This window comes from Nonomuraea sp. NPDC003754, from assembly GCF_053605785.1.
In genome coordinates this window covers 32,337-58,468 of record NZ_JBSGJX010000044.1, presented here as the reverse complement: position 1 = coordinate 58,468, position 26,132 = coordinate 32,337, and the positions used below count along the sequence as shown (strand labels likewise).

Sequence of the window (26,132 nt, the reverse complement as noted above, 5' to 3'; positions counted from 1 at the left end):
CCGCGATCAATCCTCCCTTATCTCGGACATGCGAACGGCCCGCGCCGGCGGCGCGGGCCGTGCCCGTTCGGTCATGTCAGCCCATCCAGTTGAACGTGGCGGGGTCGGGACCGAGGCGCGTGCCGGTGTTCAGCGCGCCGATCGCCGCCATGTCCTCCGGGTCGAGGGTGAAGTCGAACACGTCGATGTTCTCCCTGATTCGCGAAGGGGTGACCGATTTGGGGATCACCACGTTGCCGAGCTGGACGTGCCAGCGCAGCACGACCTGCGCGGGCGACTTGCCGTGCTTGCGGCCCAGCGTGGCCAGCGCCGGATCGTCGAGCAGCCCCCTGCCCTGCCCGAGCGGGCTCCACGCCTCGGTCAGGATGCCGTTGGCCTCGTGGAAGGCGCGCAGCTCCGGCTGGGGGAAGCGGGGGTGCAGCTCGATCTGGTTGATCGAGGGGACGATCTCGGTCTCGTTCATGAGCCGCTCGAGGTGGGCGATCGTGAAGTTCGACACGCCGATCGCGCGCACCCTGCCGTCCTTGTAGAGCCGCTCCATCGACTTCCACGCCTGGACGTACTTGTCCTGCGCGGGGACGGGCCAGTGGATGAGGTAGAGGTCGAGCTGGTCGAGCCCCAGCCGGGAAAGGCTCGCCTCGAAGGCCGCCTCGGCCCTGTCGTGGTCGTCGTTCCACAGCTTGGTGGTGATGAACAGCTTCTCGCGCGGAACGTCCGCGCGGGCGATCGCCCGGCCCACGCCCTCCTCGTTGAAGTAGAGCCTGGCGGTGTCGATGCTGGTGTAGCCGGCCTCGATGGCGAAGGACACGGCCCGCTCCGCCTCGTCGTCGGGAACCTGCCAGACGCCGAAGCCGAGTTGCGGTATCTGCACGCCGTCGGTGTTGAGCAGCAGCGAGTTCATGTTCATCTCTCCATTGTTAACGTCGCGTTGGCTGGCACTTCGAGTGGGCGTCCTACCGTGGCGCGTGTCGTGAACGAACAGGAATCCGTGGCCTGGGTGGAGTCGCCACTTCAGATGCTCTGCGCCGTCGAGGCCCACCACGCCGGGCTGCTGGGAGACCGGACGCTGGTGGTGCCGCGCGCCGGGCTGCGCCCGCTGGCCACCACCAGGCGGGAACTGCTCAGGCTCGACCTGCCGCGCGGGCTGGAGCTGGCCGAACCCAGCGAGCGCATGCCCCGCACGCTCAACGCCGTCGGCGACGCCTTCTCCGGCCGGGTCCAGCTGCGCTGGGTCATGATCCGCCCCGGTCGCGTCGTGATCGTCGACGACGGGCTCGCCACGATCCGGCTGCTGGAGCTGCTGTCGGCCCGCCCCGCCAGGCCGCTGCTGCGGGCCCGCGCCGAGCCGAGCGCCTGGCGGACCACGCTCGGCCTGCTGGCGGCCGGACGGCTGCGCCGTACCGCCCGCAAGGGCGCGCTGTCGGTGTTCACGGCCCTTCCCGTGCCAGGCGAGCTGGCGGCGGCCGTCCGGCAGGCCGGCGTCGAGCTGGCCGGCCACGACTTCGACTGGCTGCGCGCGCAGCCGATGAGCACGCCCGGCCCCTCCGAGCGGACGGTCGTGCTCGGCACCTCCCTGGTCAGGAACGGCCTGGTGCACCGCGAGCGCTACCTGCGCTGGCTGACGGAGCTGGCGGCCGAGGAGCCGCTGGCCTACTACCCGCACCGCCGCGAGGACCCCGTCGACCTGGCCCTCATCCGCGAGCGGCCCGGCATCACCGTCCACGCCCCCGGCGTTCCAGCCGAGCTGACCCTGCGCGGCCTGTCCGCCGAGCAGCGCGTGGTCAGCCTCCCCTCGACCGCCATCAGCTCGCTGCGGGTGCTGCTCACCCCGCGCGGCGTCGCGGTCGAGCCCGTGCACGTGCCCGACGACTGGTGGACCAGCCGCGCGGCGCCATCCCTCCGATCCCACCTGCAGATGTTCTCGGGAGTACCCAGTTGAAGGTCCTGGCTCTGGCCGATTCCGACTCGTACCTGAAGTGGGCGGCCAGTCTCCTGGACGACCTGCCCGCCGACTGCGTGACGGAGCTCGCGGTCGTGCGCACCCCGATCACCCCCTCGCCGGAGCAGATCGCCGCCGCGGTCGCCGGGACGCGGTCCTCGGCCGTCCCCGTGCTGTCGGCGCGGGCGCTCAGGCGCGCGGCCGAACGGCTGCGGCCCGACGCGATCCTCGTGGCGTGCACGGGACCGGTCGTCGACGTGCTGGTCGCCGAGGTCCTCGACGGCCTGCGGCCGCGACCCGTCTTCGTCACGGGACTGCCCGGCATCTCGGTCCCCGCCACCGAGAAGGCCTGGCTCTTCCGCAGTGGCTGCGACCTGTTCGTCGTGCACAGCGGCAGGGAGGTCGCCGAGTTCGGCGCGCTGGCCGCCCGGCTCGGCGGGGGCGGCGCGGTGGGGCTGGCCAGGTTGCCGTTCCTGCGTGACGTGCCCCCCGTCGAGGGCGGCAACCGGGTGGTGTTCGCCACCCAGGCCAAGGTGCCGCGGCGGCGCGAGGACCGCGAGACGATCCTGCGCGCGCTGGCCACGCTCGCCGCCGCCCGGCCGGACCTCGACGTCGTGGTCAAGCTGCGGGCGCTGGAGGACGAGCGGCAGACCCACAACGAGCGCTACCACTACCAGCGGCTGTGGCGGGAGCTCGGCCTCGACGGCGACGTCCGCTTCGCGGCCGGCCCGATGCACGAGCACCTCGCGCACGCCGCCGGGTTCGTCACCGTCAGCTCGACCGCGGCGCTGGAGGCGATCGCCCAGCGGGTGCCGCTGCTGGTGCTGTCGGACTTCGGGGTGAGCGCCGAGATGATCAACCTGGTGTTCGAGGGCAGCGACGTCCTCGGCACGCTCGACGAGGTCGCGGAGGGCGCCTTCCGCTCGCCGTCGCCCGCCTGGTGCGCGGAGAACTACTTCCACCCCGCCAACCGCAGCGACTGGGTGGCGCTGCTCACCGCGCTGGTCATCGGGCCGCGCACACCGGCCAGGTCGTTGCTGGACGGGCCGGAGCACGTGGCCGCGCGCCGCCGCGCCCGCCTGCGCGTGGAGGTGCCGCCGCAGGTGCTGCGGGCCGGCTACCGCGCCAAGCGCAGGGTCCGCAGGTACATCAAGTCGTTCACCTGAACGCCACGTGCCCCGAGGGAGGCGGCTCCCTCGGGGCACGGAACACCGGTGGCCCAGTGGGCCTGAGGCCTGGCAGGCGGCCTCAGCCGAGCGTGCGGGACAGGCGGCGGCGGATGCGGCTCAGCGTGCCGGGCCGTTCCCCCTCCGGCAGCAGCCCCAGCGCCTTCAGCCGCTGCCTCTTGAAGTACCGGTCGGCGCCGTGCTCGGCGACGAACGTCTCGGTGCCGGCGCGCAGCTCGGGATGGGCTTCGCTCTGCATGCAGTACCCGACCGCGCCCACCAGGCGCGAGATCTCCACCGGCGGCGCCGCGGTGAGCCTCCCGTCCGCGGCCAGCCGGGGCAGCAGCGCGTCGATGATCGTCACCGGGATCCTGTTGCTGTTCTCGTACGGCGACAGCCGCTCCAGCACCGTCGACGTCCCGTACGAGGCCGCATCGAGCCCGAAGAAGCGGGCGGCCGTGACCAGGCCGGTCGAGAAGCATCCGACGACCAGCGCGGGCCGCAGCGCCGCGAAGCACACCTCGGCCGGCACGCTCTCGCCCGCCACGACCAGCCGCACGCCCAGCTCGTCGGCGCCGGCCCGCAGCAGCTGCGTGTGCCGCCGGCCCGCGGCGGGATGCGGCTTGAACACCACGCTGTCGTGCCCGCGCGCGACGAGCCCGCGCAGCATCGCCATGTGCAGCTCGTGCTCCTCCTCGGGCGTGACGATGTCGAGCGACGACAGGTACTGCCCCAGGATCATCGCCTCGCCGGCCATCATGTCGGGCGCGGTGCCCGCCACCTGACCGACCACCGAGAGGAACGCCTCCTGCGACAGGGTGGCGGCCGGCACGCCGTACTCCGACAGCAGCAGCGGCCGCAGCCCCGGGACCAGGTCCAGATGCAGGAGCCGGGTGACGCGCCGGAAGATCTCGGCCGGCAGCGGGTCGCGGGTCGGGCCGTAGCTCATGAGACCGTCGGAGTAGACGGTGATGGGGCAGTCACGCACCAGCCCGGCGATCGTGCGCGCCGGCGGCACCGCGATCGACTCGAGCACCAGCTCCTCGACCGTGTCGAGCCCCAGCGACGCCCCGATCAGCCTGCTCATCATCGGCACCTCGATGACGCGCGCCTTCCAGTCGGACGGGTGCAGCGGCGCGATGAGCTCGTTCCACGAGCGCACCTCGTCGAAGCGGGAGCGCAGCGCGGCGAACCCCGGCATCTGGTCCAGCGGCGTGGACACCTCCGGGACGGCCGTGTTCGTGGAGACGATCAACAGCCGGCGCCCGCCCTCGCCGAAGTGGCCCGCGTCGATCGCCGCGGCCAGTGACATCGCCCCGAACAGGGTCGAGGCGTAGAAGACCCGCGTCACAGCTCCTCCCTCCGCACCCGCACGCCGGCGGGGATCTCAGGCAGCAGCGCGCGCAGCGTCTGCTCGCGCTCGACGGACATGCGCGGCACGGCGTCGGCGACCAGCTCGGCCGGCAGCGACCGCACCATCGCCACGCCCCGCGCCTCGAACCGCCGGCGCAGCTCGGGCGTGAACCTGTCGGCCAGCTCCAGGTGGTGGGCCAACAGCGCGCAGAAGTTGCGCACCGCCTTCGGCAGGAACTCCGGCTCCAGGTCCTCGAAGACGAGCTCGAAGGCGTCGAAGAAGTGCAGCTGCCGCTCGTCGCCGATCTGGGTCAGCGAGCCGGTCACGCCCCTGCGGTAGAACAGCCCGGCCAGCGACGCCACCGCGAACGAGGCGGCCTGCCGGTGCAGGCGCCAGATCCACGGCCGGTCCTCGGCCGTGTGCAGCGATCCGGGGAAGCGCAGCAGGTCGCCCAGCGTGCGCCGGTAGATCCCGGCCCAGGCGTAGGGATAGTCGACCATCGTCCTGACATCGGCCGGCAGGATCGCGTCGCGCGGGTCGAGCACCAGGCCCCGGCGGGCCTCCGGAGCCCGGTGCACCACCCGCTTGCGTCCCTCGGCCTGCACGTGGTCGACGCGGACGAAGTCGCAGCCGAGCCCGTCGATCGCGGCGACGAGGTCGGACAGGTAGCCGGGGGCGAGCCAGTCGTCGCCGTCCATGAACGTCACATAGGTGCCCGAGGCGAGCTTCAGCCCCGTGTTGCGCGCGTCGGCCAGCCCGACGGGCGCCGGGTTGCGCACCAGCGACAGGCCCGGCACCTCCGACTCGGCGACGATGGCGGCCGTGTCGTCCACCGAGCCGTCGTCCACGACGATGAACTCGAAGTCACGCCGGGTGTTGCGGGCCAGCGAGGCGAGCGCGTCGGGGATGAAGCGCTCGCCGTCGCGGACCGGTACGACGACGGAGAGGGTGATCACTCGCCGTCACACCGTGACCCTGCGGAGCCTGGCCTTCGGTGCCTCCTCGCCGGGGAAGACTCGCTTGACGCCGTCGCCCATGGCCTGCTCGATGATCCTGATGTCGCGCACCAGGTGCTCGAGGCCGGCCGGCTCCAGCGAGGCGGCGTGGTCGGAGCCCCACATCGTGCGGTCCAGCGTGATGTGGCGCTCGACGGTGACCGCGCCCAGCGTGACCGCGGCCAGCGAGATCTGCAGGCCGCGCTCGTGCCCCGAGTAGCCGACCGGCACGCCGTACCGCTCCTTGAGCGTGGTGATCGTGCGCAGGTTGGCCTCCTCGGGAGGCAGCGGGTAGGTGGACGTGGCGTGCATCATGATCAGTTTGTCGGTGCCGAGGATGTCGACCGCCTGGTCGATCTCCTGCAGCGTGGACATGCCGGTCGACAGGATCAGCGGCTTGCCGGTCGCGGCCAGGGCGCGCAGCAGCTCGTGGTCGGCGACGCTGGCCGAGGCGATCTTGTGGACCAGGACGTCCATCTCCTCGAGGAACTCCACCGACGGCACGTCCCACGGCGAGGCGAACCAGTGCAGGCCACGCTCGTCGCAGTACTTGGCGATCTGGGTGTACTCCTCGCGGCCGAACTCGGTGCGCTCCTTGTACTCCAGGTAGGTCATCTCGCCCCACGGCGTCTGCCTCATCTGGGAGCGCTGCTCGACCGGCACGCAGATCTCGGGCGTGCGCTTCTGGAACTTCACCGCCTGGCAGCCGGCGTCGGCCGCCACGTCGATGAGCCGGCGGGCGATGTCGATGTCGCCGTTGTGGTTGATGCCGATCTCGCCGATCACGTAGACCGGCTCGCCGTCGCCGACCAGCAGGTCGCCGATGGCCACCGGCTTCGGCTGGCCGATCCGCAGCGAGGCCCTGCTGAGGGGCACGGGGGCCGGCGCCGGATCCTGGACGGCGGGCCGGGCGGCGAGCACGCGCTCGCACAGCTCCCTGACCGCGCCGTCGCCGCCGGACCTGGTCAGCACGACCCGCGCGGCGGCCTTGACGCTCGGGTGCGCGTCGGGCACCGTGACCGGCCAGCCGACCAGCGACATCGGTCCCAGGTCGTTGACGTCGTTGCCCACGTAGGCGACGCGCGCGGGGTCGAGGCCCTCGATCGTCAGCCAGTCGCGCAGCACGGTCCGCTTCTCGGCCAGGCCCTGCAGGACCGGCACACCCAGCTTGCGGGCGCGGGCGGCCACGACCGGGTTCTGCTCGGTGGACATCACCAGCAGCTTCACCCCCGAACGGCGCAGCAGCGAGATGCCCATGCCGTCGGAGCGGCTCACCAGGACCATCTCGCGGCCCTCGGAGTCGACGTAGGCCCGGTCGTCGGTGTGCACGCCGTCGAAGTCGGTGATGACCGCGTCGACGTCGATCGGCCCGGGCAGGTCGACCAGCGGCGCGAGCGCCCTGACCGTCTCCAGGTCCTCGGGCTCGTCGATCTCGATGGCGTGGCGGGTGGGCACCGGCTGCACGGTGACCTCGCCGAAGAAGCGGTGGCCGTGCTCGCGCAGGCCCGCCGTCCGCATGACGTAGAAGGCGCCGGTCTCGCGGAACTCCGCGGGCCGGTCCTGGCGCATCTGCCGGGTGGAGCGGTCGTGGTTGATGCCCGCGCCGTCCGGCGTCCACAGGAAGGCGTGGCTCGGCGCGCCCGACAGGACCGCGTCGGCCTCGCCGTCCAGCACCCTGCGCACCGCCTGCGACAGGTCGGCGGGGTCGATGAAGGCGCTGGTGCACTGCACGAGCACGACGACCTCGGGGTCGCCGCCGAGCGCGTCGAGCGCGTGGAGCACCGCCGACTCGCTCGAGGCCGCGCCGCCGCTCAGCTCGGCGGGTCGCTCGACGACCGTGGCCCCCGCCTCGCGGGCCGCTGCCGCGATCCCCTCATGGTCGGTGCTGACCACCACCTGGTCGACCAGCTCGGCGCCCAGCGCGGCCTTGACGGCGCGGGTCACCAGCGGGACGCCGCCCACCTGGGCGAGGTTCTTCAGGGGAATGCCCGCCGAACCTCCGCGGGCGGGAATGACGGCGAGGACTCGCAACGTGGCTCCTTGGATTGCTTGAGGTGCCAAGGAAGCTAGTCAGGCCATCCGACCGCGCCGGGGATCGCAGCTGAACTCCCTGTTAACGTTGCGTGCGGATCCGGTAGAGGAGTTCGGGCCTGCCCACCCCGCCGTACTGCGGCACCCTGTCGGCCGCCCCGGTCTCCACCAGGTGTTCCAGATACCGTCGCGCGGTCACCCGTGACACGCCGATCGCGGCGCCCACCGCCTGCGCGGTCCTGGCCGCCTTGCGCAGCTCGGCGGCCACCGCGTCCAGCGTGTCCTGCGTCATCCCCTTGGGCAGGGCCGAGGCGCCGCCGCGCAGGGTCGCCAGGGCCCGGTCGACGTCACCCTGTCCCGTCACCTCGCCCTCGCTGGCCCTGAACGCGGCGTAGCGCGTCAGCTTCTCCCTGAGGGTGGCGAAGGTGAACGGCTTGAGCAGGTACTGCGCGACGCCCAGCGACACCGCGTTGCGCACCACCTGCAGGTCGCGGGCCGAGGTCACCGCGATCACGTCGCACGACAGGCCCGCGGCCCTGACCGCCCGGCACACCTCCAGCCCGTGCATGTCGGGCAGGTAGAGGTCGAGCAGGATCAGGTCGACGGGCGTGGACCCGAGGAAGCGCAGCGCGTCCCGTCCCGACCTGGCCACGCCCGCCACGGTGAAGCCGGGCACCCGCTCCACGTAGACGCGGTTGGCCTCGGCGGTGATCTCCTCGTCCTCGACGACCAGCACCGTGATCGTCATCGCGGCACCCGCACCGTGAACACCGAACCGGCCACCTCGATGGTGCCGCCGAGCTGCCGCACCGCCTGGCCGACCAGGGCCAGGCCCAGGCCGCGGCCGTCGCCCTTGGACGTCCAGCCCTTGCTGAAGGCCGCCGTGTCGGCCAGGCCGGGGCCGTCGTCGGCCACCCTGATGACGAAGCTCTCCGCGTCGGCGTGCAGGTGCACCTCCACCCTGCCCGCCGCGTCGATCGCGTTGTCGATGAGGTTGCCCACGATCGTCACCACCTGCCGGGGGTCGAGGCCCAGGTCGTCCAGTTCGCTGTCGGGGGTGATGACCAGCTCGGCGCCGCGCTCGGCGGCTTCGGCCGACTTGCCGAGCAGGAGGGCGGCCAGCACGGGCTCGCGCACCGCGCCGACCACCCTGTCGGTCAGCTCCTGGGCGGCCTTCAGCTCGGCGGTGCCGAACGCGACGGCCTGCTCGATCCTGCCCAGCTCCACCAAGGTGACGACGGTGTGCAGCCGGTTGGCCGACTCGTGCGCGGCGGCCCTGAGGGAGTCGGCGAAGCCGCGCTCGGCGTCGAGCTGGCCGGCCAGGGCCTGCAGCTCGGTGTGGTCGCGGAGGGTCACGACGGTGCCGAGCCTGCTGCTGGCGACGTTGACGACGAGCACCCGCTCGCCGACCAGGTGCACCCGGTCCTCCAAGGGGTCCGGGACGCCCGCCTCGGGTGCGGGTCGCGGCTCCTCGGGGTGGGGGAGCGCGGGCGGGCAGGCCGCCCCCGTTCCCTGGAGAGGGCCGGAGCCCGCGGGAACGGGGCGCGGGGCGTGGGGGAGGGGGGCGACGATGTCGGCGATCCCCAGGTCCGCGACGTGGCGGCCCTCGGCGTCGGCCGGCAGGTCCAGCAGCGTGCGGGCGCCGTCGTTGCACAGCGTCAGCGTGCCGTCCCTGGCCACCAGCAGCAGACCCTCCCGCACCGCGTGCAGGATCGCGTCGTGGTGCTCGTGGATGCGGCCCAGCTCGACTGGGCCGAGCCCGTGCGTCTGGCGGCGCAGCCGGTCACCCACCAGCCACGTGCCGCCCGCGCCCACACCCAGCCCCAGCGCGCCGACCAGGCCGGCCCACGAGAGCTGCTCGCGCAGCCGCGCGTCGATCCGCTCGACCGTGATCCCCGCGCTGACCAGCGCCTTGACCGCGCCTGCCGCATCCCGCACCGGCACGACCGCGCGCACCGAAGGGCCGAGCGTGCCGGTGTAGGTCTCGGTGAACGTCTCGCCGCGCAGCGCGCGGTCGATGTGGCCGAGGAACAGTCCGCCGATCTGGGCGGGGTTCGGGTGGGTGTACCGCCTGCCCCTCGTGTCCATGATCGTGACGAAGTCGACGCCGGTGGCGGTCCGCACGCGTTCGGCGTACGGCTGCAGCCGTACGGAAGGGGAGGCGTCCCGCAGCGCCGACAGCACGTCGGGTGAGGTGGCCACGCTCACGGCGACGGCCCGCGCCCTGCCCTCGGCCTCCTCGTCGAGCAGCTCGCGGGTCTGGACCAGCGCCAGCGCCGCCGCCCCCGTCAGGGTCACCACCACCACCGCCAGCTGGAGGACCAGCATCTGCCTGGCCAGACTCCAGTTCTTCACAGACGCCTCCTCTCGTCGGTGAACGAAACTTACGTAATAGTGACCTGCGTCACTCCTGGGCGCATATTCGCACAACCAGCAGCCAAGCGTTCAAGGAGTGTCCCCATGCGTGACCGCACACGGTACCTGTACCTTGCGGTGATCCTCGCCGTGGTGGCCGGAGTCGTCGTCGGGTTCGTCGCACCCGAGGTCGGCAAGGAGCTCAAGCCACTCGGCACCGCCTTCGTCGCGCTGATCAAGATGATGATCAGCCCCATCATCTTCTGCACGATCGTGCTCGGTGTCGGCTCGGTCAGCCGGGCGGCCAAGGTCGGCAAGGTGGGCGGGCTCGCGCTCGGCTACTTCCTGCTCATGTCGACGGTCGCGCTCGCCATCGGCCTGGTCGTGGGCAACCTGCTCGACCCGGGTGCCGGGTTGCAGCTGACCGACGCCGCCAAGCAGGCCGCGGAGGCGGAGGCGGCCAAGGGCGGCGAGTCGAGCACCGTCGACTTCCTGCTCGGCGTCATCCCCACCACGCTGGTGTCGGCCTTCACCGAGGGCCAGGTGCTCCAGACGCTGCTCGTCGCCCTCCTGGTCGGTTTCGCCCTGCAGGCCATGGGGAGCAGGGGCGCGCCGATCCTCAAGGGCATCGAGCACATCCAGCGGCTCGTCTTCCGCGTCCTCGCCATGATCATGTGGGCGGCGCCGGTGGGCGCCTTCGGCGCGATCGCCGCGGTCGTCGGCTCCACCGGCATCAAGGCGCTGCAGTCGCTGGCGGTCATCATGGTCGGCTTCTACGCCACCTGCCTGCTGTTCGTCGCCCTCGTGCTGGGCCCGCTGCTGTGGGTGGTGGCCCGGGTCAACCTCTGGTCGCTGCTGCGCTACCTGGGCAGGGAGTTCCTGCTCATCCTGTCGACGTCGTCGTCGGAGTCGGCGCTGCCCAGGCTCATCGCCAAGATGGAGCACCTCGGCGTCTCCCGTTCGGTGGTGGGCATCACGGTGCCCACCGGCTACTCCTTCAACCTGGACGGCACCGCCATCTACCTGACCATGGCCACGCTCTTCGTCGCCTCGGCCACCGGGTCGCCGCTGATGCTCGGTGAGCAGGTCTCGCTGCTGCTCTTCATGATCATCGCGTCCAAGGGCGCGGCGGGGGTCACCGGCGCGGGACTGGCCACGCTCGCCGGCGGCCTGCAGTCCCACCGGCCCGACCTGGTGGACGGCGTCGGCCTCATCGTGGGCATCGACCGCTTCATGTCGGAGGCCAGGGCGCTGACCAACTTCGCCGGCAACGCGGTCGCGACGGTGCTGGTCGGCACGTGGACGGGCGAGTTCGACAGGGAGCGGGCCGCCGAGGTCCTGGCCGGTCGCGCCCCCTTCGACGAGGCGACGCTGCTCGACGAGCACGAGCCGGAGCCGGAGCAGCCGCCCGCCGCCGAGCGGGAGATGACGGCGGTCTGACCTCATGCCGTGCCCCTCACGCCAGGGGCAGCCTCAGCACGAAGAGCGCGCCGCGGGGACTGTCGTCCACCTTGATGTCCCCGCGGTGCGCGATCGCCACGTCCCGCACGATCGCCAGGCCGAGCCCGGTGCCCCCGGCGTCCCTGCTGCGGGCGGCGTCCAGCCGGGTGAAGCGCTCGAAGACGCGCTCCCGCTCCTCGGGCGAGATCCCCGCCCCGTCGTCCTGGACGGCCAGCACGGCGAACCCGTCCTCCTTGCGCACCGACACCGTCACCGAGCTGTCGGCGTGGCGCTGGGCGTTGTCCAGCAGGTTGGTCAGCGCGCGGCGCAGCTGCATCAGCACGCCCTCGACCACGACGTCCTCGGTCGTCTCCAGCCGGACGGGGATCTTGTCCAGGCGGCAGGCCAGCTCCTCCCGCACCAGTTCCGACAGGTCGATCCGCTCCTTGACCACGTCCACCCGCGACCCGATCCTGGCCAGCAGCAGCAGATCCGACATGATCGCTTCGAGCCGGTCGGTGTCGTGCAGGGCGCTGTCCACCAGCGCGTCCATGTCGGTGTCCTCGGGGTAGAGCTGGGCGCTCTCCAGCTGCGCCCGCAGCCCCGCGATCGGGGTGCGCAGCTCGTGGGAGGCGTCGGAGGCGAACTGCCGTTGCTGCTCGGCCGAGCGTTCGAGCCGGTCGAGGGTGCTGTTGATCGACCTGGCCAGCTGCGCCACCTCGTGCTCCCCGGACGGCACGCTCACGCGCCTGCTGAGGTCGGTGGCGTTGACCATGTCCAGCTCGGTGAGCATCGTGGTCACCGGGCGCAGCGTGCGGCCGGTCACCATCCACGTCACCCATCCCACGAGCGCGACGACGAGGGCCACCTGGGCGGCGATGGCGATCTCGAGGGTGCGGGTGGCCAGCAGGCCGGGCGTCGGCCGTGCCGCGTAGACCACCATGGAGTCGGGGGCCGTCGACAGCCTGACCGCGGTCATGTGGAGGCAGCTGGTCGCGCCGCAGGTGGTGAGGTTGACGACACGCCTGTCGGGCGAGGGCATGAGGTTGGTGAGCGGGGGCATGCCCGCGGCGGCGCTGCTGGAGGCCACCACCCGGCCGCCGCTGGTGACGACCTGCAGCAGGTTCACCTCGTCGGTCGTGACGGGGATCGTGCCGGTGACCAGATGCCCTTCGCGTAGCGAGGCGGCGACGGTGGCGGCGGCGTCCTTGGTGTTCTTCCACGCGCCGGCGTTCACCAGCGATCGTGTCACCAGCACACCGCCGGCTCCGGCTGGAATCAGCACGAAGGTCGCGACGGCCACGGCGATGAGCGTGATCCGTCCGCGGAGGGAGCTCGCCCACATGCGTGACACGCCACGAGGTTACTGAGCCACAACTTTCACAAAAGCCCTAAAGAGGGAAAAATTAGGTCATCCTTCCGCGTGGCTGGCCATACCTTGCGGGGCCCGCGATGCGGCTGATGTCAGGACCGCGGCGCGTGGGCCGCCAGCCCGTAGCCGGCCGGAGCCGTGCCCCGCCCCGTGACGAGGGCCGTGAGGTAGTGGCCGACCAGCGGGACGAACTTGAAGCCCTGCCCGCAGAAACCCGTCGCCACGCTGATGGGGCCCTTCCTGTCGATCACGAAGGTGTCGCGCGGGGTGTTGTCGTACAGGCAGCTGATCGGCGTCGAGTCGGCGGGGTCGAGGCCGGGGAGCCAGGTCCTGACGTACTCGAGCAGCTCCCGGTCGGCCCGCGCCTCGGGCGTGAAGTCGCGCAGGTCCGGGTCCACCACGGGACCCGTCCCGTGCAGCCCGACCTTGACGCCGGACCCCTGCTCGAACACCCCGTACGCCCCGGCGGTCGTGAACCGGTCGTCGCCCTCCCGCCAGTGCACGAAGCTCGGCCAGCCGTGCGCCGGGTCCCGCGGCACGAAGAACCTGGGCTGTTCCTGGGTCGCCACGATGGCCGGCAGGCCGAGGTGGCCGCCCAGCAGCCGGGGCGCCCACGCCCCCGCGGTCACCACGACCTGGCGGGCGCGCAGCGCCCCGTCGGGCGTGTCCACCTCCACCAGCCCGCCGTCCGGGCCGTCGCCGTGGGTCAGGACGCGCAGCGCCGTCGCCGGGCATCCGGGCCTGAACTCGGCGCCCCGCAGGCGAGCCAGCCGCTGGAGCACGGCGACGGCGCGGTCGGCCAGCAGCCTGCCCGACCCCGGCTGGTACAGCACGGGGGTCTCGAAGCGCATGCCCGGCCAGCGCTCGACGGCCTCGCGGGGGTCGAGGACCTCGTGCGCGACGCCGTGACGGGTGAACAGGGAGCGGAACCTCTCGACCGCCCGCTCGCCGACGCCGTGGTCGAGGCCGCCGGTGAGCTCCAGCAGCCGCTCGCCCGACTCCTCCTCGAGCTCGGCCCACATCCGGCCCGCCCGCCGCACCTCGAGCAGGTAGTGCTCGTCGTCGACGGCCGCCCTGAACAGCCTCGTCCCGCCGTGCGAGCCGCCCCGGTCATGGCCGAGCCCGTACTTCTCGAGTGTCACGACCTCGCGACCGGCGGCGGCCAGGGCCCGGCTCGCCGCCGACCCCATGGCGCCCGCGCCGATCACGACGACGTCATGCGTCCGCATGGTCCCGGCCCCCTTCGCTCGCGTACCCGCCCGACGGGCAGTATCGCGCAGCGGGCGGACGGGGCGCTCGCGGGGGCGCGGCGCTCAGTTCTCGCCGGTGGCCACCCACACGGCGGTGTCGGCGGGCACCGACCCGTCGGCCGTCAGCGGCCCGCTCGACAGCAGCACCCGGCCGGTGACCTGGACGGGCTCGTCGCCGAAGTTGACCAGCACCAGCAGGCCGGGCTCGCGCCGGAACGCCAGCACGTCCTCAGCCGAGTCGAGCCAGGTCAGCTCGCCGCCGCCGAGCGCCGGATGCTCCTTGCGCAGCCGCAGCGCGGCCCGGTAGAAGGCCAGTGTCGAGTCAGGGTCGCCCTCCTGCGCCGCATGGCTGAGCGGACCCCACGTCGAGGGGATCGGCAGCCACGGGTCGCGCCAGCCGAAGCCGTCGGCGGCGGTCCACGGCAGCGGCACCCGGCACCCGTCGCGGCTCTCGCCGGTACGCAGGAAGGCGGGATCCTGCTTGAGCTCGTCGGGCAGGTCGAGCACCTCGGGCAGGCCGAGCTCCTCGCCGTTGTAGAGGTAGGCCGAGCCGGGCAGCGACAGCATGAGCTGGGTGGCGGCGCGGGCGCGGGCCAGGCCGCCGTGCCTGGTGACGTGGCGCGGCTTGTCGTGGTTGGACAGCACCCACGTCGTCGGCGCGCCCACCAGCTCGGCCTCCGCCAGCGCCTTGTCGATGACCTCGCGGAAGGACTTGGCCCCATAGGCGGCCATCATGAACTCGAAGTTGAACGCCTGGTGCAGCTCGTCGGGCCCGACGTAGCGGGCCAGCCGGGCGGGCGAGGACACCCACGCCTCGGCGACCGCCATCCGGCCGCCGGGGTAGGAGTCGAGGATGGGCCGCCACTCCCGGTAGATCTCGTGCACGCCGTCCTGGTCGAAGTACGGCACGCTCTCGTCGCCGAGCATCTCGGCCTGGCGCCCCTCCTTGGGCCCCACGGACGGCAGCCCGGGCGCCTTGACCATGCCGTGCGCCACGTCGATCCGGAACCCGTCGACGCCGCGGTCGAGCCAGAAGCGCAGGATCGAGCGGAACTCCTCGCGGACGGCGGGGTGCTCCCAGTTGAGGTCGGGCTGGGTGGGGTCGAACAGGTGCAGGTACCACTGGCCGTCCTCGACCTGCGTCCAGGCCGGGCCGCCGAAGATCGACTCCCAGTCGTTGGGCTCGTCGCGGAAGATGTAGCGCTCACGCAGCCCGGCCTTGAACCACGGGTGCTCGGAGGAGGTGTGGTTGGGCACGATGTCGACGATCACCCTGAGGCCCAGCGCGTGGGCGTCGGCGATCATCGCGTCGAAGTCGGCGAGCGTGCCGAAGCGGGGGTCGACGTCGCGGTAGTCGGCCACGTCGTAGCCGCCGTCGTTGAGCGGGGAGGTGTAGAAGGGGCTCAGCCAGACGGCGTCCACGCCCAGGTCCGCCAGGTAGCCCAGGCGCTCGCGGAGCCCGATCAGATCGCCGGTCCCGTCTCCGTTGCCGTCGGCGAAGCTGCGGGGGTACACCTGGTACACGACGGCGTCCCGCCACCAGTCGTCGTTGCCGTGCATGAAGCCGTCCTTCCCCGATGTCCACGATGTCGGCAAGAAGGATCCCGTGTGAAGATGGTCAAGCGCAAGTTTCGGAAAGTTGCAGTCATGTCGATCGTCCGCACGGTTGTTCAAAGACGCTTCATGGCAGGTAGCGGTGAGGTAACTCTCCTGCGCAAGTTCTTCCAATTCTTGCAAAGACTCGCTAACGTCCCCGAAACATAAGCCGCAAAGGCGGCTGTTTCAGGATCTTTCAGCGGCGCTCCCCCACATGCGCCGCTTGACCTCAGGAGGGTCCCATGCGCATCCGGGCACTGGGTGTGGCCGCCCTGACGACCGTGGCGTTCGGCGCCACGGCATGCGGTGGTTCGGAGCCGGCGCCGTCAGCGGCGCCGAGCTCGGCCGCGCCGTCCGCCACGGCGTCGGCTTCCGCCGACAAGGGCAGCGGCAAGCTCGTGATCTGGGCCGACCCCAACCGCACCAAGGCGCTCAAGCCCTTCGCCGACCAGTTCGGCACCGAGAACGGTGTCACGGTGGAGGTGAAGGAGATCAGCAAGGACAACCAGCAGACCTTCCTCACCGCCTCCCAGCAGGGCAGCGGCCCCGACGTGATGATCGGCGCGCACGACTGGATCGGCAACCTCGTGCAGAACGGCGCCATCGACCCGGTCAACCTGACCGAGGAGCAGAAGGCGAGCTTCTCGCCGATCGCGCTCAAGGCCGTCACCTTCAACGGCCAGGTGTACGGCGCGCCGTACGCCGTGGAGAACGTCGCGCTCATCCGCAACACCAAGCTCGCCCCCGACGCCCCCGCCACCTTCGACGACGTGCTCGCCAAGGGCAAGGAGCTCAAGAAGGCCGGCAAGGTCGACGAGGTGCTCTGCCTGCCCGTCACCGCCAAGGGCGACGCCTACCACGTCTACCCGCTCTTCTCCTCCGCCGGCGGCGCCATCTTCGGCACCACCTCCAGCGGCGACCCCGACCCCAAGCAGGTGCTGGTCGGCTCCAAGGACTCGCAGGCCGCCTTCAAGAAGCTGGCCGAGCTCGGCGAGAAGGGCGACGCGGCGCTGAAGACCTCGCTCACCAACGAGAACAGCATCCCGACCTTCGCCGGCGGCAAGTGCGCCTTCCTCGTCTCCGGTCCGTGGGCGATGGCCGACGTGAAGAAGAGCGGCCTGTCCTACGACATCAGCCCCGTCCCCGGCTTCAAGGACGGCAAGCCCGCCACGCCGTTCGTGGGCGTGCAGAGCTTCTTCGTCGCCGCCAAGGGCGCCAGCAAGACCCTCGCCCAGGAGTTCGTCACCAACTACGTGACCAACGCCGACGTCGCCAAGGCCCTCTACGACGCCGACCCGCGCCCGCCGGCCCTGACCTCCGCCCTGGAGGCCGTCAAGGCGAGCGACCCCGACGCAGGCAAGTTCCTCGAGGCGGGCGCCGGCGGCATCCCCATGCCCGCCATCCCCGAGATGTCGGCCATCTGGGAGCCGTTCGGCATCGCCGAGGCCGCCGTCGTCAAGGGCAGCGACCCGGTGAAGGCCGCCGAGTCGGCGCAGAAGACCATCGACGGCTCGCTGAAGAACTAGCCGATGTCCCTGGACGTGCGTGAGGCCGCGGAGGTCAGGTCCACTCCGCGGCCCCGTCGCGAACTGACCACCGCGTTCGTGGTGAGCAGGATCGCCGTGCTGGCCGTGGCCGCCGCGATCCTGCTCTACGCCGTGCCGCCGCTGGTCGCCGCCGAGTCATGGGTCTCGCTGACCGTGCTCGGCCTGGCCAGCGCGATCATCGGATACCTCTACCTGACCCGCCGCTTCGTGCCCGCGAAGTATCTCGTCCCCGGCACCGTCTTCCTCATCGCCTTCCAGGTGTTCCCGGTCCTCTACACCGTGAGCACCGCCTTCACCAACTTCGGTGACGGCCACCGCGGTGACAAGGCTGCCGCGATCACCGCGATCGAGACCGGGTCGGTACGGCAGGCGCCGGGCTCGCCCGAGTACGGCCTGAGCGCCGCCCTCAAGGGGGACACGCTGGTGTTCCTGCTGGTCGACCCCAAGACCAAGCAGGTCCAGGAGGGCACGGCCGCGGGGCTCGCCCCCGTCCAGGGCGCCCGGCTGGGCGTGACCGGCAAGGTCATCGAGGCGCCCGGCTACACCGTGCTCAAGGCGCCGGAGGCGGCCGCCCGCGCCGGCCAGATCGCCGGGCTGGCGGTCCCCACGCGGGGCGGCCTGATCAAGGCCAACGGCCTGAGCCGCGCGGTGGAGGGCAGGGCGGCCCTCGCCTACGACGCCGGCTGCGACTGCGTGCGCGGCGAAGGCGACACCTGGACGGCCGACGAGTCGCAGGGCTACTTCGTCAACGCCAGGGGCGAGCACCTCGCGCAGGGCTGGCAGGTCAACGTGGGCCTGGCCAACTTCGCCCGCGTCGTCACCGACCCCACGCTCTCGGCCCACTTCCTCGGCATGTTCAGCTGGAACGTCGCCTTCGCGCTGCTGTCGGTGCTGGGCACGTTCGCGCTCGGCATGTCCGTGGCGCTGGCCCTGCACCACCCGAAGATGCGCGGCACCAGGATCTACCGGATCGCGCTGATCCTGCCGTACGCCATGCCCGCGTTCGCGATGCTGCTGGTCTGGCGCGACATGTTCAACCGCGACTTCGGCCTGATCAACAACCTGTTCGGGCTCGACGTCGACTGGCTGGGCGGGGCGGTGTCGGCCAAGGCCGCCGTGCTCCTGGTCAACCTGTGGCTGGGCTTCCCCTACATGTTCCTGGTCACCACCGGCGCGCTGCAGGCGATCCCGCGCGAGCTGAACGAGGCGGCCTCGATCGACGGCGCGCCGCCGTCCTACGCCTTCCGCAAGGTCACGCTGCCGCTGCTGCTGGTGTCGCTCAGCCCGCTGCTGATCTCCTCGTTCGCCTTCAACTTCAACAACTACAACGCGATCGCGCTGACCACCGACGGCGGGCCGTTCCCCGCCGACAGCCCGACGGTCGGCGCCACCGACCTGCTGATCAGCTACACGGTCAGGCTCGCCTTCGGCCAGGGGGCGGCGCAGTTCGGCCTGGCGGCCACCATGTCGGTGTTCATCTTCGCGATCGTGGCGACCATCTCGGCGATCACGTTCAGGCGGACCCGCAAGCTGGAGGACGTCTACGCATGAAGCTGATGCTGCGGCACGCCTACGTGCTGCTGGTGTGCGCGTTCGCGCTGTTCCCGATCCTGTTCGTGGTCTCGGCGGCGATCAACCCGCTGGGCACGCTGGCCTCCTCCGACCTGCTGCCCACCGGCGCGAGCCTCGACAACTTCGCCAAGTTGTTCAGCTCGGACGTCTACCCGTTCGGCCGCTGGTTCTTCAACTCGGTGTTCATCGCGCTGGCCTCCTCGTCGGCGAGCCTGCTGCTGTCGATGTTCGCCGCCTACGCCTTCAGCCGCATGCGCTTCGCCGGCCGCCGGGTCGGCCTGCTGTCGCTGCTGCTGATCCAGATGTTCCCGCAGTTCCTGGCCATCGTGACGATCTTCATGATCTTCACCAGGGTCACCGAGCTCTACCCCGCCTTCGGCTTCAACACCACGTGGGGCATCCTGCTGCTCTACCTGGGCGGCGCGCTCGGCGTGAACACCTGGCTGATGAAGGGTTTCCTCGACACCATCCCGAAGGAGCTCGACGAGTCGGCCACCGTCGACGGCGCCACCCACGCGCAGATCTTCTGGAAGATCATCCTGCCGCTGGTCACGCCGATCCTCGCGGTCACCGCGCTGCTGGCCTTCATCGGCACGATGAGCGAGTTCCTCATGGCCAACATTTTCCTTCGCGACCCGGAGAGCAAGACGCTCGCCGTGGGCATGTACGGCATGATCGCCGGCGACGGCCGCAACGCCAACTTCGGCATGTTCGCCGCGGCCACGCTCCTCACCGCGATCCCCACGGTCAGCGTGTTCCTCTGGCTGCAGAAGTTCATCGTTTCCGGTCTGACCGCGGGCGCGGTCAAGGGCTGAGGAAGGCAGACGGCACGTGCACCACCTCGACCAGCCGCACCACGACGGCTCGTCCCTCTACATCTCCACCCCCGCTCCCGCGCTGGGGGAGGAGGTGACCGTGTGGCTGCGCGTCCCGCCCGCCTTCGCGCTGGACGCGGTCCATGTGCGCGCCGTCCACGACGGCGAGCCGCGCTACATGCCGGCCGCGCAGGACCCGTCGAGGCGGGGCGCGGGCGGGTACGGCGCCGCCGACACCTGGTGGAAGGCGACGGTCACGGCGGTCAACCCGGTCGTGCCGTACCGTTTCCTGCTGCTGACGCCGGGCGGGCAGCAATGGCTGACCGCCCGGGGCCTGGTCGGGCACGACGTGACCGACGCCACCGACTTCCGGCTCGTCGCCCACGAGCCGCCGCCGGACTGGATGGCCGACGCGATCGTCTACCAGATCTTCCCCGACCGGTTCGCCCGCTCGGGCGCCGGCGGCGAGCCGCCCGCGTGGGCGCTGCCCGCCGAGTGGGACACCGACGAGGTCATCGGCGAGGGGCCGGGCACGCCCGAGCAGTTCTACGGCGGCGACCTCGACGGCATCGTCGAGCATCTCGACCACATCCAGGAGCTCGGCGCCGACACCGTCTACCTGACGCCGATCTTCCCCGGCCGGTCCAACCACCGCTACGACGCCGCCCGGTTCGACGCCGTCGACCCGCTGCTGGGCGGTGACGAGGCGCTGGAGCGGCTGTCGGCGGCGGTGCACGCGCGCGGGATGCGGCTGCTCGGTGACATCACCACCAACCACACCGGCGACTCGCACGAGTGGTTCACCGCCGCCGTCTCCGACGTCCACGCGCCGGAGCGGGAGATGTACTACTTCGACGACGACACCGGCGACTACGAGTCGTGGTGGGGCGTGAAGACGCTGCCCAAGCTCAACTGGGGCAGCCCGCTGGTCCGCGCCAGGATGGGGGAGGCCATCACCAGGTGGCTCGGCCGGCTGGACGGCTGGCGCGTCGACGTGGCCAACATGACCGGCAGGCGCGGCGGCGACGACCACAACCACGAGGTGGCCAGGCTGCTCAGGCCGCGGGGCGCCGCCTTCATCGCCGAGCACAACCACGACGCCTCCGCCGACCTCGACGCCGGCGGCTGGCACGGCACCATGAACTACGGCGGCTTCACCCGGCCCGTGTGGGCGTGGCTGCGCGGCGAGTCGCTCGAGCTCGCCCACTTCCTCGGCGTGCCGGGCGGCGTGCCCTCCCGCGACGGCGCCGCCACGGTCGCCACCTTCAAGGAGTTCGCCGCGCACATGTCGTGGCGCTCGCTGGTCCACTCCTGGCAGCTGCTCGACTCCCACGACTCGCCGCGCATCCGCACCGTCACCGGCTCGCGCGAGCGGCACCTGGTCGCGCTCGGCCTGCAGGCCACGCTGCCCGGCACGCCGATGGTGTTCGCCGGCAGCGAGTTCGGGCTGACCGGCGACAACGGCGAGTACTCCCGCACCCCGATGCCGTGGAACCGGCCCGAGGACCGCGACGAGGAGACCCACGCCGCCTACCGGCGGCTGCTGGGCCTGCGCAGGGCCGAGCCGGCGCTGCGCAGGGGCGGCCTGCGCTGGGTGCACGCCTCGGCCGACTGCCTGGTGTTCCTGCGGGAGAGCGCGAGCGAGTCGCTGCTGGTGTGCGCGCGCAGGGCGCCGGGCGAGCCGCTGGCGCTGCCCCTGGACGGCACGCTGACCGGCGTCCACGACGCCGACGATCTTGACTCGCCGGTCCTACCGGGAGAAGGGCCGTCGTTCAAGGTTTGGCGTCTCGCCGCACGCGGCTGATCACGCTACGGTATGCACCTGACGATTCGTTCTTCAACTAGATGAGTGGTGCGCCGATGAAGTCGCTGGTCGTGGCCGTTCTGCTGTTGCCCGCCGGCCATCTGGAGAGCAACGTGGCGGGGACGACGTACTACGTCGACTCCAAGGCGGGCGACGACGCGGCGGCCGGCACCAGCGCCGCCACCGCGTGGAAGAGCCTGGCGACGGTCAACGCCGCCACGCTGCGGCCCGGCGACACGGTCAACCTCAAGCGTGGCAGCAGCTGGAGCGAGACGCTGACCCTCGCCGCCAAGGGCAGTGCCGCCAGGCCGATCGTGGTCCAGCCGTACGGCACGGGCGCCGCGCCCAAGCTGAGCGGCCAGGACCAGCCCTGCGTCGTGATCACCGGCAACCACTGGCGCGTCTCGGGCATCAGGGCGAGCAACTGCCAGTGGTCGGGCTTCGAGATCAGCGGTGACGGCAACGAGCTGACCGGCGTGACGGCCGACGGCAACATCGCCGGCGTCCACGTCGGCACCGACGGCAGCCGCAACACCATCAGGAACAGCACGCTGACCGGCAACAACCGGATGAGCGTCAACGACGACGGCGGCGACAACGACTCCGGTGCCTTCGGCGTCCTGCTCAACGGCGACGACAACCTCGTCACCGGCAACACGATCACCGGCAGCTTCGCCACCAGCAAGGACTACGGTTTCGACGGCGCGGCCGTCGAGATCTTCAACGGCGACCGCAACAGGATCACGCACAACCGCTCCCACGACAACGTCACCTTCACCGAACTGGGCGCGCAGAAGGGCAAGACGGCGACCGGCAACGTCTTCGCCTTCAACGTCGTGACCTCCGGCCGCAAGCTCGCCTCGTTCCTCGTCACCCGCGGGCCCCGGCACGTCGTCGGGCCGGTGAAGGGGACAGTCGCCGTGCACAACTCGGTGTACCTGCCCGCCGCCAAGACCATCGGCTGGTCCTGCCACGACGGGTGCGCTCCCGACATCCTCAAGCTGCGCAACAACGTGATCGCGGTCGGCGGCGAGATGGGCTGGGAGGACGGCAAGGGCGCCGACGAGGCCGGCAGCGTCTACATGGGCCGCAAGAAGCGCTTCACGCTCGGTCCCGGATCGGTGATCGCCGACCCGCGCTTCGTCTCCAGGACCGACCTGCGCCTGCGGCCCGGCTCGCCGGCGCTGGGGCGCGGCGCCGTGCTGAGCCCCGTGTGGTTCGGCGGCTCGGCCGTCACCAAGGACTTCACGGGTAAGCCCCTCGGCGCCGCGCGCGACGCAGGGGCCTACCAGCACTGAGCGGGAGCGGCCTCGACCACGGCGCCGGTGACCGGGGCCCTGACGAGCTGGGCCCCGACGAGCTGAGCCCCGACGAGCTGGGCCCCGGCACGGTGGCGCCTTACGGGATCCGCTCCAGCACGGTCGCGTTGGCCAGGCCGCCCGCCTCGCACATCGTCTGCAGCGCGTAGCGGGCACCCCGCTGCCGCATGGCGTTGACCAGGGTGGTCATGATGCGGACGCCGCTGGCGCCGAGCGGATGGCCGAGCGCGACGGCGCCGCCGTTGACGTTGACCTTCGCCGGGTCGGCCCCGGTCTCCCGCAGCCAGGCCAGCACCACGCTGGCGAAAGCCTCGTTGACCTCGAACAGGTCGATGTCGGCCAGGCTCAGCCCCGCCTTCCTCAGTACCTTCTCCGTGGCGGGGATGACGCCCGTCAGCATGAGCAGCGGGTCGGAGCCCGTCACGGCGAAGGAGTGCAGCCTGGCCAGCGGGCGCAGGCCGAGCCTGGCCGCCGTGTCGGCGCCGGCGATCAGCACGGCCGCGGCGCCGTCGTTGGTGGGGCTCGCGTTGCCCGCCGTGACCGACCAGTCGATCTGCGGGAAGCGCTCGGCGTAGCCGGGGTCGGCGAAGGCGGGCTTCAGCCCCGCGAGCACCTCCATCGTCGTGCCGGGCCGTACGGACTCGTCCCTGTCGAGCCCGGCGATCGGGGCGAGCTCGGCGGAGAAGTCGGCGGCGGCCGCCTTGCGGTGCGAGCCCATCGCGAAGGCGTCCATCTCCTCACGGCTCAGGCTCCACTTGGCGGCGATCAGCTCCGCGCTGACTCCCTGCGGGACCAGGCCCTCGGGGAAGCGGGCGGCGACGCCGGGACCGAAGGGGTCGGCGCCGGGCGGCACGTTCGACCACATGGGCACCCTGCTCATCGACTCGACCCCGCAGGCCACGACCAGGTCGTAGGCGCCCGACATGACGCCCTGGGCCGCGAAGTGCACCGCCTGCTGGGAGGAGCCGCACTGCCGGTCCACGGTCACGGCCGGCACCTCGTCGGGGAAGCCCGCCGACAGCCACGCGTAACGGGTGGTGTTCATCGCCTGCTCGCCGACCTGGTCGACGCAGCCGCCGATCACGTCGTCCACGAGCGCGGGGTCCACGCCGCTGCGCTCGATCAGCGCGCGCAGCGTGTGCGCGAGCAGTTCCACCGGGTGGACCTGGGCCAGCGCGCCGCTGGGCTTGCCCTTGCCGATGGGGGTTCGTACGGCCTGCACGATCACGGCGTCGCGCATCGCGCCTCCTGGTTCATTGGAAAACTGGACTGTCTTCACGCTACAACGTCCGGTTTTCCAACGCGCTACGGGTGGGGGGTAGGGGTCATCGACAAATGCCCTATCGGGCATCATTCTGGACATAGCCCGGAAACGCGCGCGAAATCTCCCTGCGGCACTGTTTGGAGCCTTCGGAAGGGGGAGATGCGATGTTGCTGAGACTCAGGGTCTCGTTGCCGGACCGCCCCGGCGGTCTGGGTCAGGTCGCCCGGGTGCTGGGTGTGCTCGGGGCCGACATCTTGCAGGTCACCGTGCTCGAACGCGAGGCGGGCAGGGCCGTGGACGACTTCGTCATCTCGTGGCCGGGCGCCACCACTCCCGCCTCGGTCCGCGACAGGCTGTCGGCCGTCCCGGGCGTCAAGGTCGAAGGCGTCTGGCCCACCCGTGAGGTCCCAGGCTCCGCGCCCGACTACGATCTCCTCCTGCACGTCGCCGCCGACCCCGCACGCGGCCTCGCCACACTGGTCGACGCGCTGCCCTCGCTGTGCGGGGGAGAGTGGGCGCTCGCCCTGGGCGAGGGCGTCGTACGGCACGCCAGCCCCGCCGCCCCACCCACCTTCCAGCTGCTCGAGCTGCCGCCCAGGGCGCTGTCCCACGAGGCCGGCGAACACCGCCTGATGGTGCTCCCCGTGACCAGCCCGGCCGTGCACGTCATCGTCGCCCGCGCCGAGGGCCCGCCCTTCCACCGGGCCGAGCTGGAGCGCGCGGCCCGCATCGTCGAGATCGTCTCCCGCATGGCCACCCGCTTCGAGCCGGTCGCCGACTGACCGTCAGCCGCCCGCGCGGGTCCCAGGGCAGCGGCCACCACCCGCGCGGGCCCCATCGACCGTCCCGTCTCGCGCGTCCCGTCTCAGCGTGGCCCGTCTCACGCGTCCCTATCGACTGTCCGGTCTCAGCGTGGCCCCGTCGAACGTCCCGTCATCCCGTCGCGGGGAGTCAGCGGCGCGGCGGGTCGATCCGCGCGCCGTCCATCGTGAACAGCATCAGGCGGCTGACATCCACGCCGATCTTGGCGGCGTCCCCGGTCCGCCACGCCGGCCGCACGCCCAGCCGGACGATCAGGTCCGCCCTGCGGTGGCTGCCGTCGCGCATGGTGTGGCCGACCTGTTCCTGGTCGGCGTGGTCCTCCTCGACCGGCCCGAGGAGCCGCCGCATCATCCCGCGCAGCCCGCCGCCCCCCTGGTCGCGGCCGTTGGCGTTGCGCCGGGGATCGGGCGGCTCCGGGACGGCCACCCCCGGCACCCCGCACTCGACGTAGGCCAGCCACTCGTGGCCGTGGTACTCCAGCGCCCTGACCCTGCCGTAGAAGCTCGGCCCCTCGTACGACTCCGGGACCGGCGCGAGCCCGTCGGGGCGCAGCCCCACGATGATCTGGCCGCCGGTGTGCTGGGAGATGGCGTACGCCCGGGGGTCGCTCCACGGGATCACCAGCTGGTGGGGGCCGAAGTCGAGCAGCACGTACTGGTTCTGCGGCGTCCGCACGGTCGCGGCCAGCAGGTTGAGCTGCTGGGAGCTCAGGAAGGCCGCCACGAAGGCGGTCGCCGGGTCGTTGTAGATCTGGGCGGGGGTTCCGACGTCCTGCAGCACGCCCCTGTTCATGATGGCGATGCGGTCGGCCAGCGTGAGCGCCTCGACCTGGTCGTGGGTGACGTAGACGGTGGTGACGCCGAGCGAGCGGACCAGGGAGGAGATCTCCATGCGCAGCTCGGTGCGCATGCCGGCGTCGAGGTTGGACAGCGGCTCGTCCATCAGGAAGATCTTCGGCTGGCGGACGATGGCGCGGCCCATGGCCACGCGCTGGCGTTGGCCGCCCGACAGGGTGCCGGGCCTGCGGTCGAGGGTCTCGTCGATGTGTAACGCCTTGGACAGCTCGGTCACGCGTTCCCTGACCACGGCGGGGTCGGCCTTGGCGATCTCCAGGGGGAAGGCCATGTTGCCGCGCACCGTGCGGTGCGGGTAGAGGGCGCCGTTCTGGAAGACCATCGCGACGTCGCGGTCGCGCGGGGCCACGTGGTTGGCGAGCTTGCCGTCGAGCCACAGGTCGCCGGAGGTGACCTCTTCCAGCCCGGCGATCATCCGCAGCAGCGTCGACTTGCCGCATCCCGACGGTCCGAGCAGGACGAGGAACTCCCCGTCGGCGGCGCGCAGGCTCAGCCGGTCGACCGCCAGGTATCCCCCGGGGTAGACCTTGGTTACCTTGTCCAGGACGACCGTGCTCATGGGTCTGCTCCACCCTCGTCGACGCGCATCAGACTCCCGAGCGCGAGGGAGTCATCGCTGCTTGGCGGGCATGAGACG

The 26,132-nt window shown here is 71.6% G+C and carries 20 protein-coding genes; 9 read left to right on the top strand and 11 right to left on the bottom strand.

The genetic code is table 11. The features are described 5' to 3' along the window. Positions 1-76: 76 nt before the first annotated feature. On the bottom strand, positions 77-901 hold the full coding sequence (locus ACWEVS_RS37665) for an aldo/keto reductase (RefSeq protein ID WP_449930954.1): 825 nt from the start codon (positions 899-901) through the stop codon (positions 77-79). A 69-nt stretch (positions 902-970) separates the two neighbouring features. Here ACWEVS_RS37665 and ACWEVS_RS37660 point away from each other — a divergent pair, with 69 nt between their 5' ends. Then, positions 971-1,939 (top strand): hypothetical protein, encoded by a 969-nt coding sequence (locus ACWEVS_RS37660; RefSeq protein WP_452555494.1) that lies wholly within the window; start codon positions 971-973, stop codon positions 1,937-1,939. Then, the gene (locus ACWEVS_RS37655; protein ID WP_354920692.1) at positions 1,936-3,105 is read left to right on the top strand and encodes a DUF6716 putative glycosyltransferase; all 1,170 of its coding nucleotides are present in this window, start codon (positions 1,936-1,938) and stop codon (positions 3,103-3,105) included. The genes ACWEVS_RS37660 and ACWEVS_RS37655 overlap by 4 nt, the downstream gene beginning before the upstream one ends. Before the next feature lie 82 nt (positions 3,106-3,187). Here ACWEVS_RS37655 and ACWEVS_RS37650 read toward each other — a convergent pair whose 3' ends face one another. From ACWEVS_RS37650 to ACWEVS_RS37630, 5 genes are all read right to left on the bottom strand, one after another. Then, positions 3,188-4,456, bottom strand: coding sequence for an alpha-2,8-polysialyltransferase family protein (locus tag ACWEVS_RS37650; RefSeq protein ID WP_449930903.1), 1,269 nt, complete (start codon positions 4,454-4,456; stop codon positions 3,188-3,190). Continuing rightward, on the bottom strand, positions 4,453-5,415 hold the full coding sequence (locus ACWEVS_RS37645; protein WP_354920686.1) for a glycosyltransferase family 2 protein: 963 nt from the start codon (positions 5,413-5,415) through the stop codon (positions 4,453-4,455). The genes ACWEVS_RS37650 and ACWEVS_RS37645 overlap by 4 nt, the downstream gene beginning before the upstream one ends. A gap of 6 nt (positions 5,416-5,421) precedes the next feature. Continuing rightward, positions 5,422-7,485 (bottom strand): N-acetylneuraminate synthase family protein, encoded by a 2,064-nt coding sequence (locus ACWEVS_RS37640; RefSeq protein WP_452555492.1) that lies wholly within the window; start codon positions 7,483-7,485, stop codon positions 5,422-5,424. Positions 7,486-7,567: 82 nt separating this feature from the next. Then, positions 7,568-8,233, bottom strand: a complete 666-nt coding sequence (locus ACWEVS_RS37635; RefSeq protein ID WP_354920680.1) for a response regulator — start codon at positions 8,231-8,233, stop codon at positions 7,568-7,570. After that, positions 8,230-9,840 carry a sensor histidine kinase gene (locus ACWEVS_RS37630; RefSeq protein ID WP_452555489.1) on the bottom strand — a complete coding sequence of 537 codons (1,611 nt, stop codon included), beginning with the start codon at positions 9,838-9,840 and terminating at the stop codon, positions 8,230-8,232. The genes ACWEVS_RS37635 and ACWEVS_RS37630 overlap by 4 nt, the downstream gene beginning before the upstream one ends. Before the next feature lie 105 nt (positions 9,841-9,945). Here ACWEVS_RS37630 and ACWEVS_RS37625 point away from each other — a divergent pair, with 105 nt between their 5' ends. Next, complete coding sequence (locus ACWEVS_RS37625; protein WP_449930896.1) at positions 9,946-11,280, top strand: cation:dicarboxylate symporter family transporter; 1,335 nt, start codon at positions 9,946-9,948, stop codon at positions 11,278-11,280. A gap of 16 nt (positions 11,281-11,296) precedes the next feature. Here the strand turns inward: ACWEVS_RS37625 and ACWEVS_RS37620 are convergent, their stop codons facing one another. The 3 genes from ACWEVS_RS37620 to ACWEVS_RS37610 all read right to left on the bottom strand — a co-directional run bounded on the left by ACWEVS_RS37620 (position 11,297) and on the right by ACWEVS_RS37610 (position 15,462). Beyond that, positions 11,297-12,625, bottom strand: coding sequence for a sensor histidine kinase (locus ACWEVS_RS37620; protein ID WP_449930952.1), 1,329 nt, complete (start codon positions 12,623-12,625; stop codon positions 11,297-11,299). 119 nt (positions 12,626-12,744) lie between these two features. Beyond that, positions 12,745-13,881 carry an FAD-dependent oxidoreductase gene (locus tag ACWEVS_RS37615; protein ID WP_452555487.1) on the bottom strand — a complete coding sequence of 379 codons (1,137 nt, stop codon included), beginning with the start codon at positions 13,879-13,881 and terminating at the stop codon, positions 12,745-12,747. An 84-nt stretch (positions 13,882-13,965) separates the two neighbouring features. After that, the gene (locus ACWEVS_RS37610; protein WP_354920668.1) at positions 13,966-15,462 is read right to left on the bottom strand and encodes a glycoside hydrolase family 13 protein; all 1,497 of its coding nucleotides are present in this window, start codon (positions 15,460-15,462) and stop codon (positions 13,966-13,968) included. Between the two features lie 278 nt (positions 15,463-15,740). Between ACWEVS_RS37610 and ACWEVS_RS37605 the strand changes: the two genes are divergently transcribed. The 5 genes from ACWEVS_RS37605 to ACWEVS_RS37585 are packed head-to-tail and all read left to right on the top strand — an operon-like array spanning position 15,741 to position 22,534. Then, positions 15,741-17,024, top strand: coding sequence for a sugar ABC transporter substrate-binding protein (locus ACWEVS_RS37605; protein WP_452419365.1), 1,284 nt, complete (start codon positions 15,741-15,743; stop codon positions 17,022-17,024). Between the two features lie 3 nt (positions 17,025-17,027). Further along, positions 17,028-18,596 carry an ABC transporter permease subunit gene (locus ACWEVS_RS37600; RefSeq protein ID WP_449930888.1) on the top strand — a complete coding sequence of 523 codons (1,569 nt, stop codon included), beginning with the start codon at positions 17,028-17,030 and terminating at the stop codon, positions 18,594-18,596. Further along, positions 18,593-19,432, top strand: coding sequence for a sugar ABC transporter permease (locus tag ACWEVS_RS37595; protein WP_449930886.1), 840 nt, complete (start codon positions 18,593-18,595; stop codon positions 19,430-19,432). The genes ACWEVS_RS37600 and ACWEVS_RS37595 overlap by 4 nt, the downstream gene beginning before the upstream one ends. A 16-nt stretch (positions 19,433-19,448) precedes the next feature. Continuing rightward, the gene (locus tag ACWEVS_RS37590; RefSeq protein ID WP_449930884.1) at positions 19,449-21,236 is read left to right on the top strand and encodes a glycoside hydrolase family 13 protein; all 1,788 of its coding nucleotides are present in this window, start codon (positions 19,449-19,451) and stop codon (positions 21,234-21,236) included. Between the two features lie 56 nt (positions 21,237-21,292). Further along, positions 21,293-22,534, top strand: coding sequence for a hypothetical protein (locus ACWEVS_RS37585; protein WP_452555484.1), 1,242 nt, complete (start codon positions 21,293-21,295; stop codon positions 22,532-22,534). Positions 22,535-22,634: 100 nt separating this feature from the next. Here the strand turns inward: ACWEVS_RS37585 and ACWEVS_RS37580 are convergent, their stop codons facing one another. Then, complete coding sequence (locus ACWEVS_RS37580) at positions 22,635-23,795, bottom strand: thiolase family protein (RefSeq protein ID WP_449930880.1); 1,161 nt, start codon at positions 23,793-23,795, stop codon at positions 22,635-22,637. A 188-nt stretch (positions 23,796-23,983) separates the two neighbouring features. On the opposite strand from ACWEVS_RS37580, the gene ACWEVS_RS37575 reads away from it, so the two are divergent. Further along, entirely contained in the window at positions 23,984-24,601 is a 618-nt protein-coding gene (locus ACWEVS_RS37575) for an ACT domain-containing protein (protein ID WP_354920648.1), read from the top strand. Between the two features lie 169 nt (positions 24,602-24,770). Here the strand turns inward: ACWEVS_RS37575 and ACWEVS_RS37570 are convergent, their stop codons facing one another. Beyond that, positions 24,771-26,054: an ABC transporter ATP-binding protein gene (locus tag ACWEVS_RS37570; RefSeq protein ID WP_449930878.1), complete on the bottom strand. Its 1,284-nt coding sequence runs from the start codon at positions 26,052-26,054 to the stop codon at positions 24,771-24,773. Between the last annotated feature and the right edge of the window lie 78 nt (positions 26,055-26,132).

Excerpts from the sequence above, each read along its gene's own strand:
- ACWEVS_RS37665 (WP_449930954.1), bottom strand. The coding sequence starts at position 901 with ATGAACTCGCTGCTGCTCAACACCGACGGCGTGCAGATACCGCAACTC.
- ACWEVS_RS37635 (WP_354920680.1), bottom strand. The coding sequence starts at position 8,233 with ATGACGATCACGGTGCTGGTCGTCGAGGACGAGGAGATCACCGCCGAG.
- ACWEVS_RS37625 (WP_449930896.1), top strand. The coding sequence starts at position 9,946 with ATGCGTGACCGCACACGGTACCTGTACCTTGCGGTGATCCTCGCCGTG.
- ACWEVS_RS37620 (WP_449930952.1), bottom strand. The coding sequence starts at position 12,625 with ATGTGGGCGAGCTCCCTCCGCGGACGGATCACGCTCATCGCCGTGGCC.
- ACWEVS_RS37615 (WP_452555487.1), bottom strand. The coding sequence starts at position 13,881 with ATGCGGACGCATGACGTCGTCGTGATCGGCGCGGGCGCCATGGGGTCG.
- ACWEVS_RS37610 (WP_354920668.1), bottom strand. The coding sequence starts at position 15,462 with ATGCACGGCAACGACGACTGGTGGCGGGACGCCGTCGTGTACCAGGTG.
- ACWEVS_RS37605 (WP_452419365.1), top strand. The coding sequence starts at position 15,741 with ATGCGCATCCGGGCACTGGGTGTGGCCGCCCTGACGACCGTGGCGTTC.
- ACWEVS_RS37600 (WP_449930888.1), top strand. The coding sequence starts at position 17,028 with ATGTCCCTGGACGTGCGTGAGGCCGCGGAGGTCAGGTCCACTCCGCGG.
- ACWEVS_RS37595 (WP_449930886.1), top strand. The coding sequence starts at position 18,593 with ATGAAGCTGATGCTGCGGCACGCCTACGTGCTGCTGGTGTGCGCGTTC.
- ACWEVS_RS37585 (WP_452555484.1), top strand. The coding sequence starts at position 21,293 with ATGAAGTCGCTGGTCGTGGCCGTTCTGCTGTTGCCCGCCGGCCATCTG.
- ACWEVS_RS37580 (WP_449930880.1), bottom strand. The coding sequence starts at position 23,795 with ATGCGCGACGCCGTGATCGTGCAGGCCGTACGAACCCCCATCGGCAAG.
- ACWEVS_RS37575 (WP_354920648.1), top strand. The coding sequence starts at position 23,984 with ATGTTGCTGAGACTCAGGGTCTCGTTGCCGGACCGCCCCGGCGGTCTG.
- ACWEVS_RS37570 (WP_449930878.1), bottom strand. The coding sequence starts at position 26,054 with ATGAGCACGGTCGTCCTGGACAAGGTAACCAAGGTCTACCCCGGGGGA.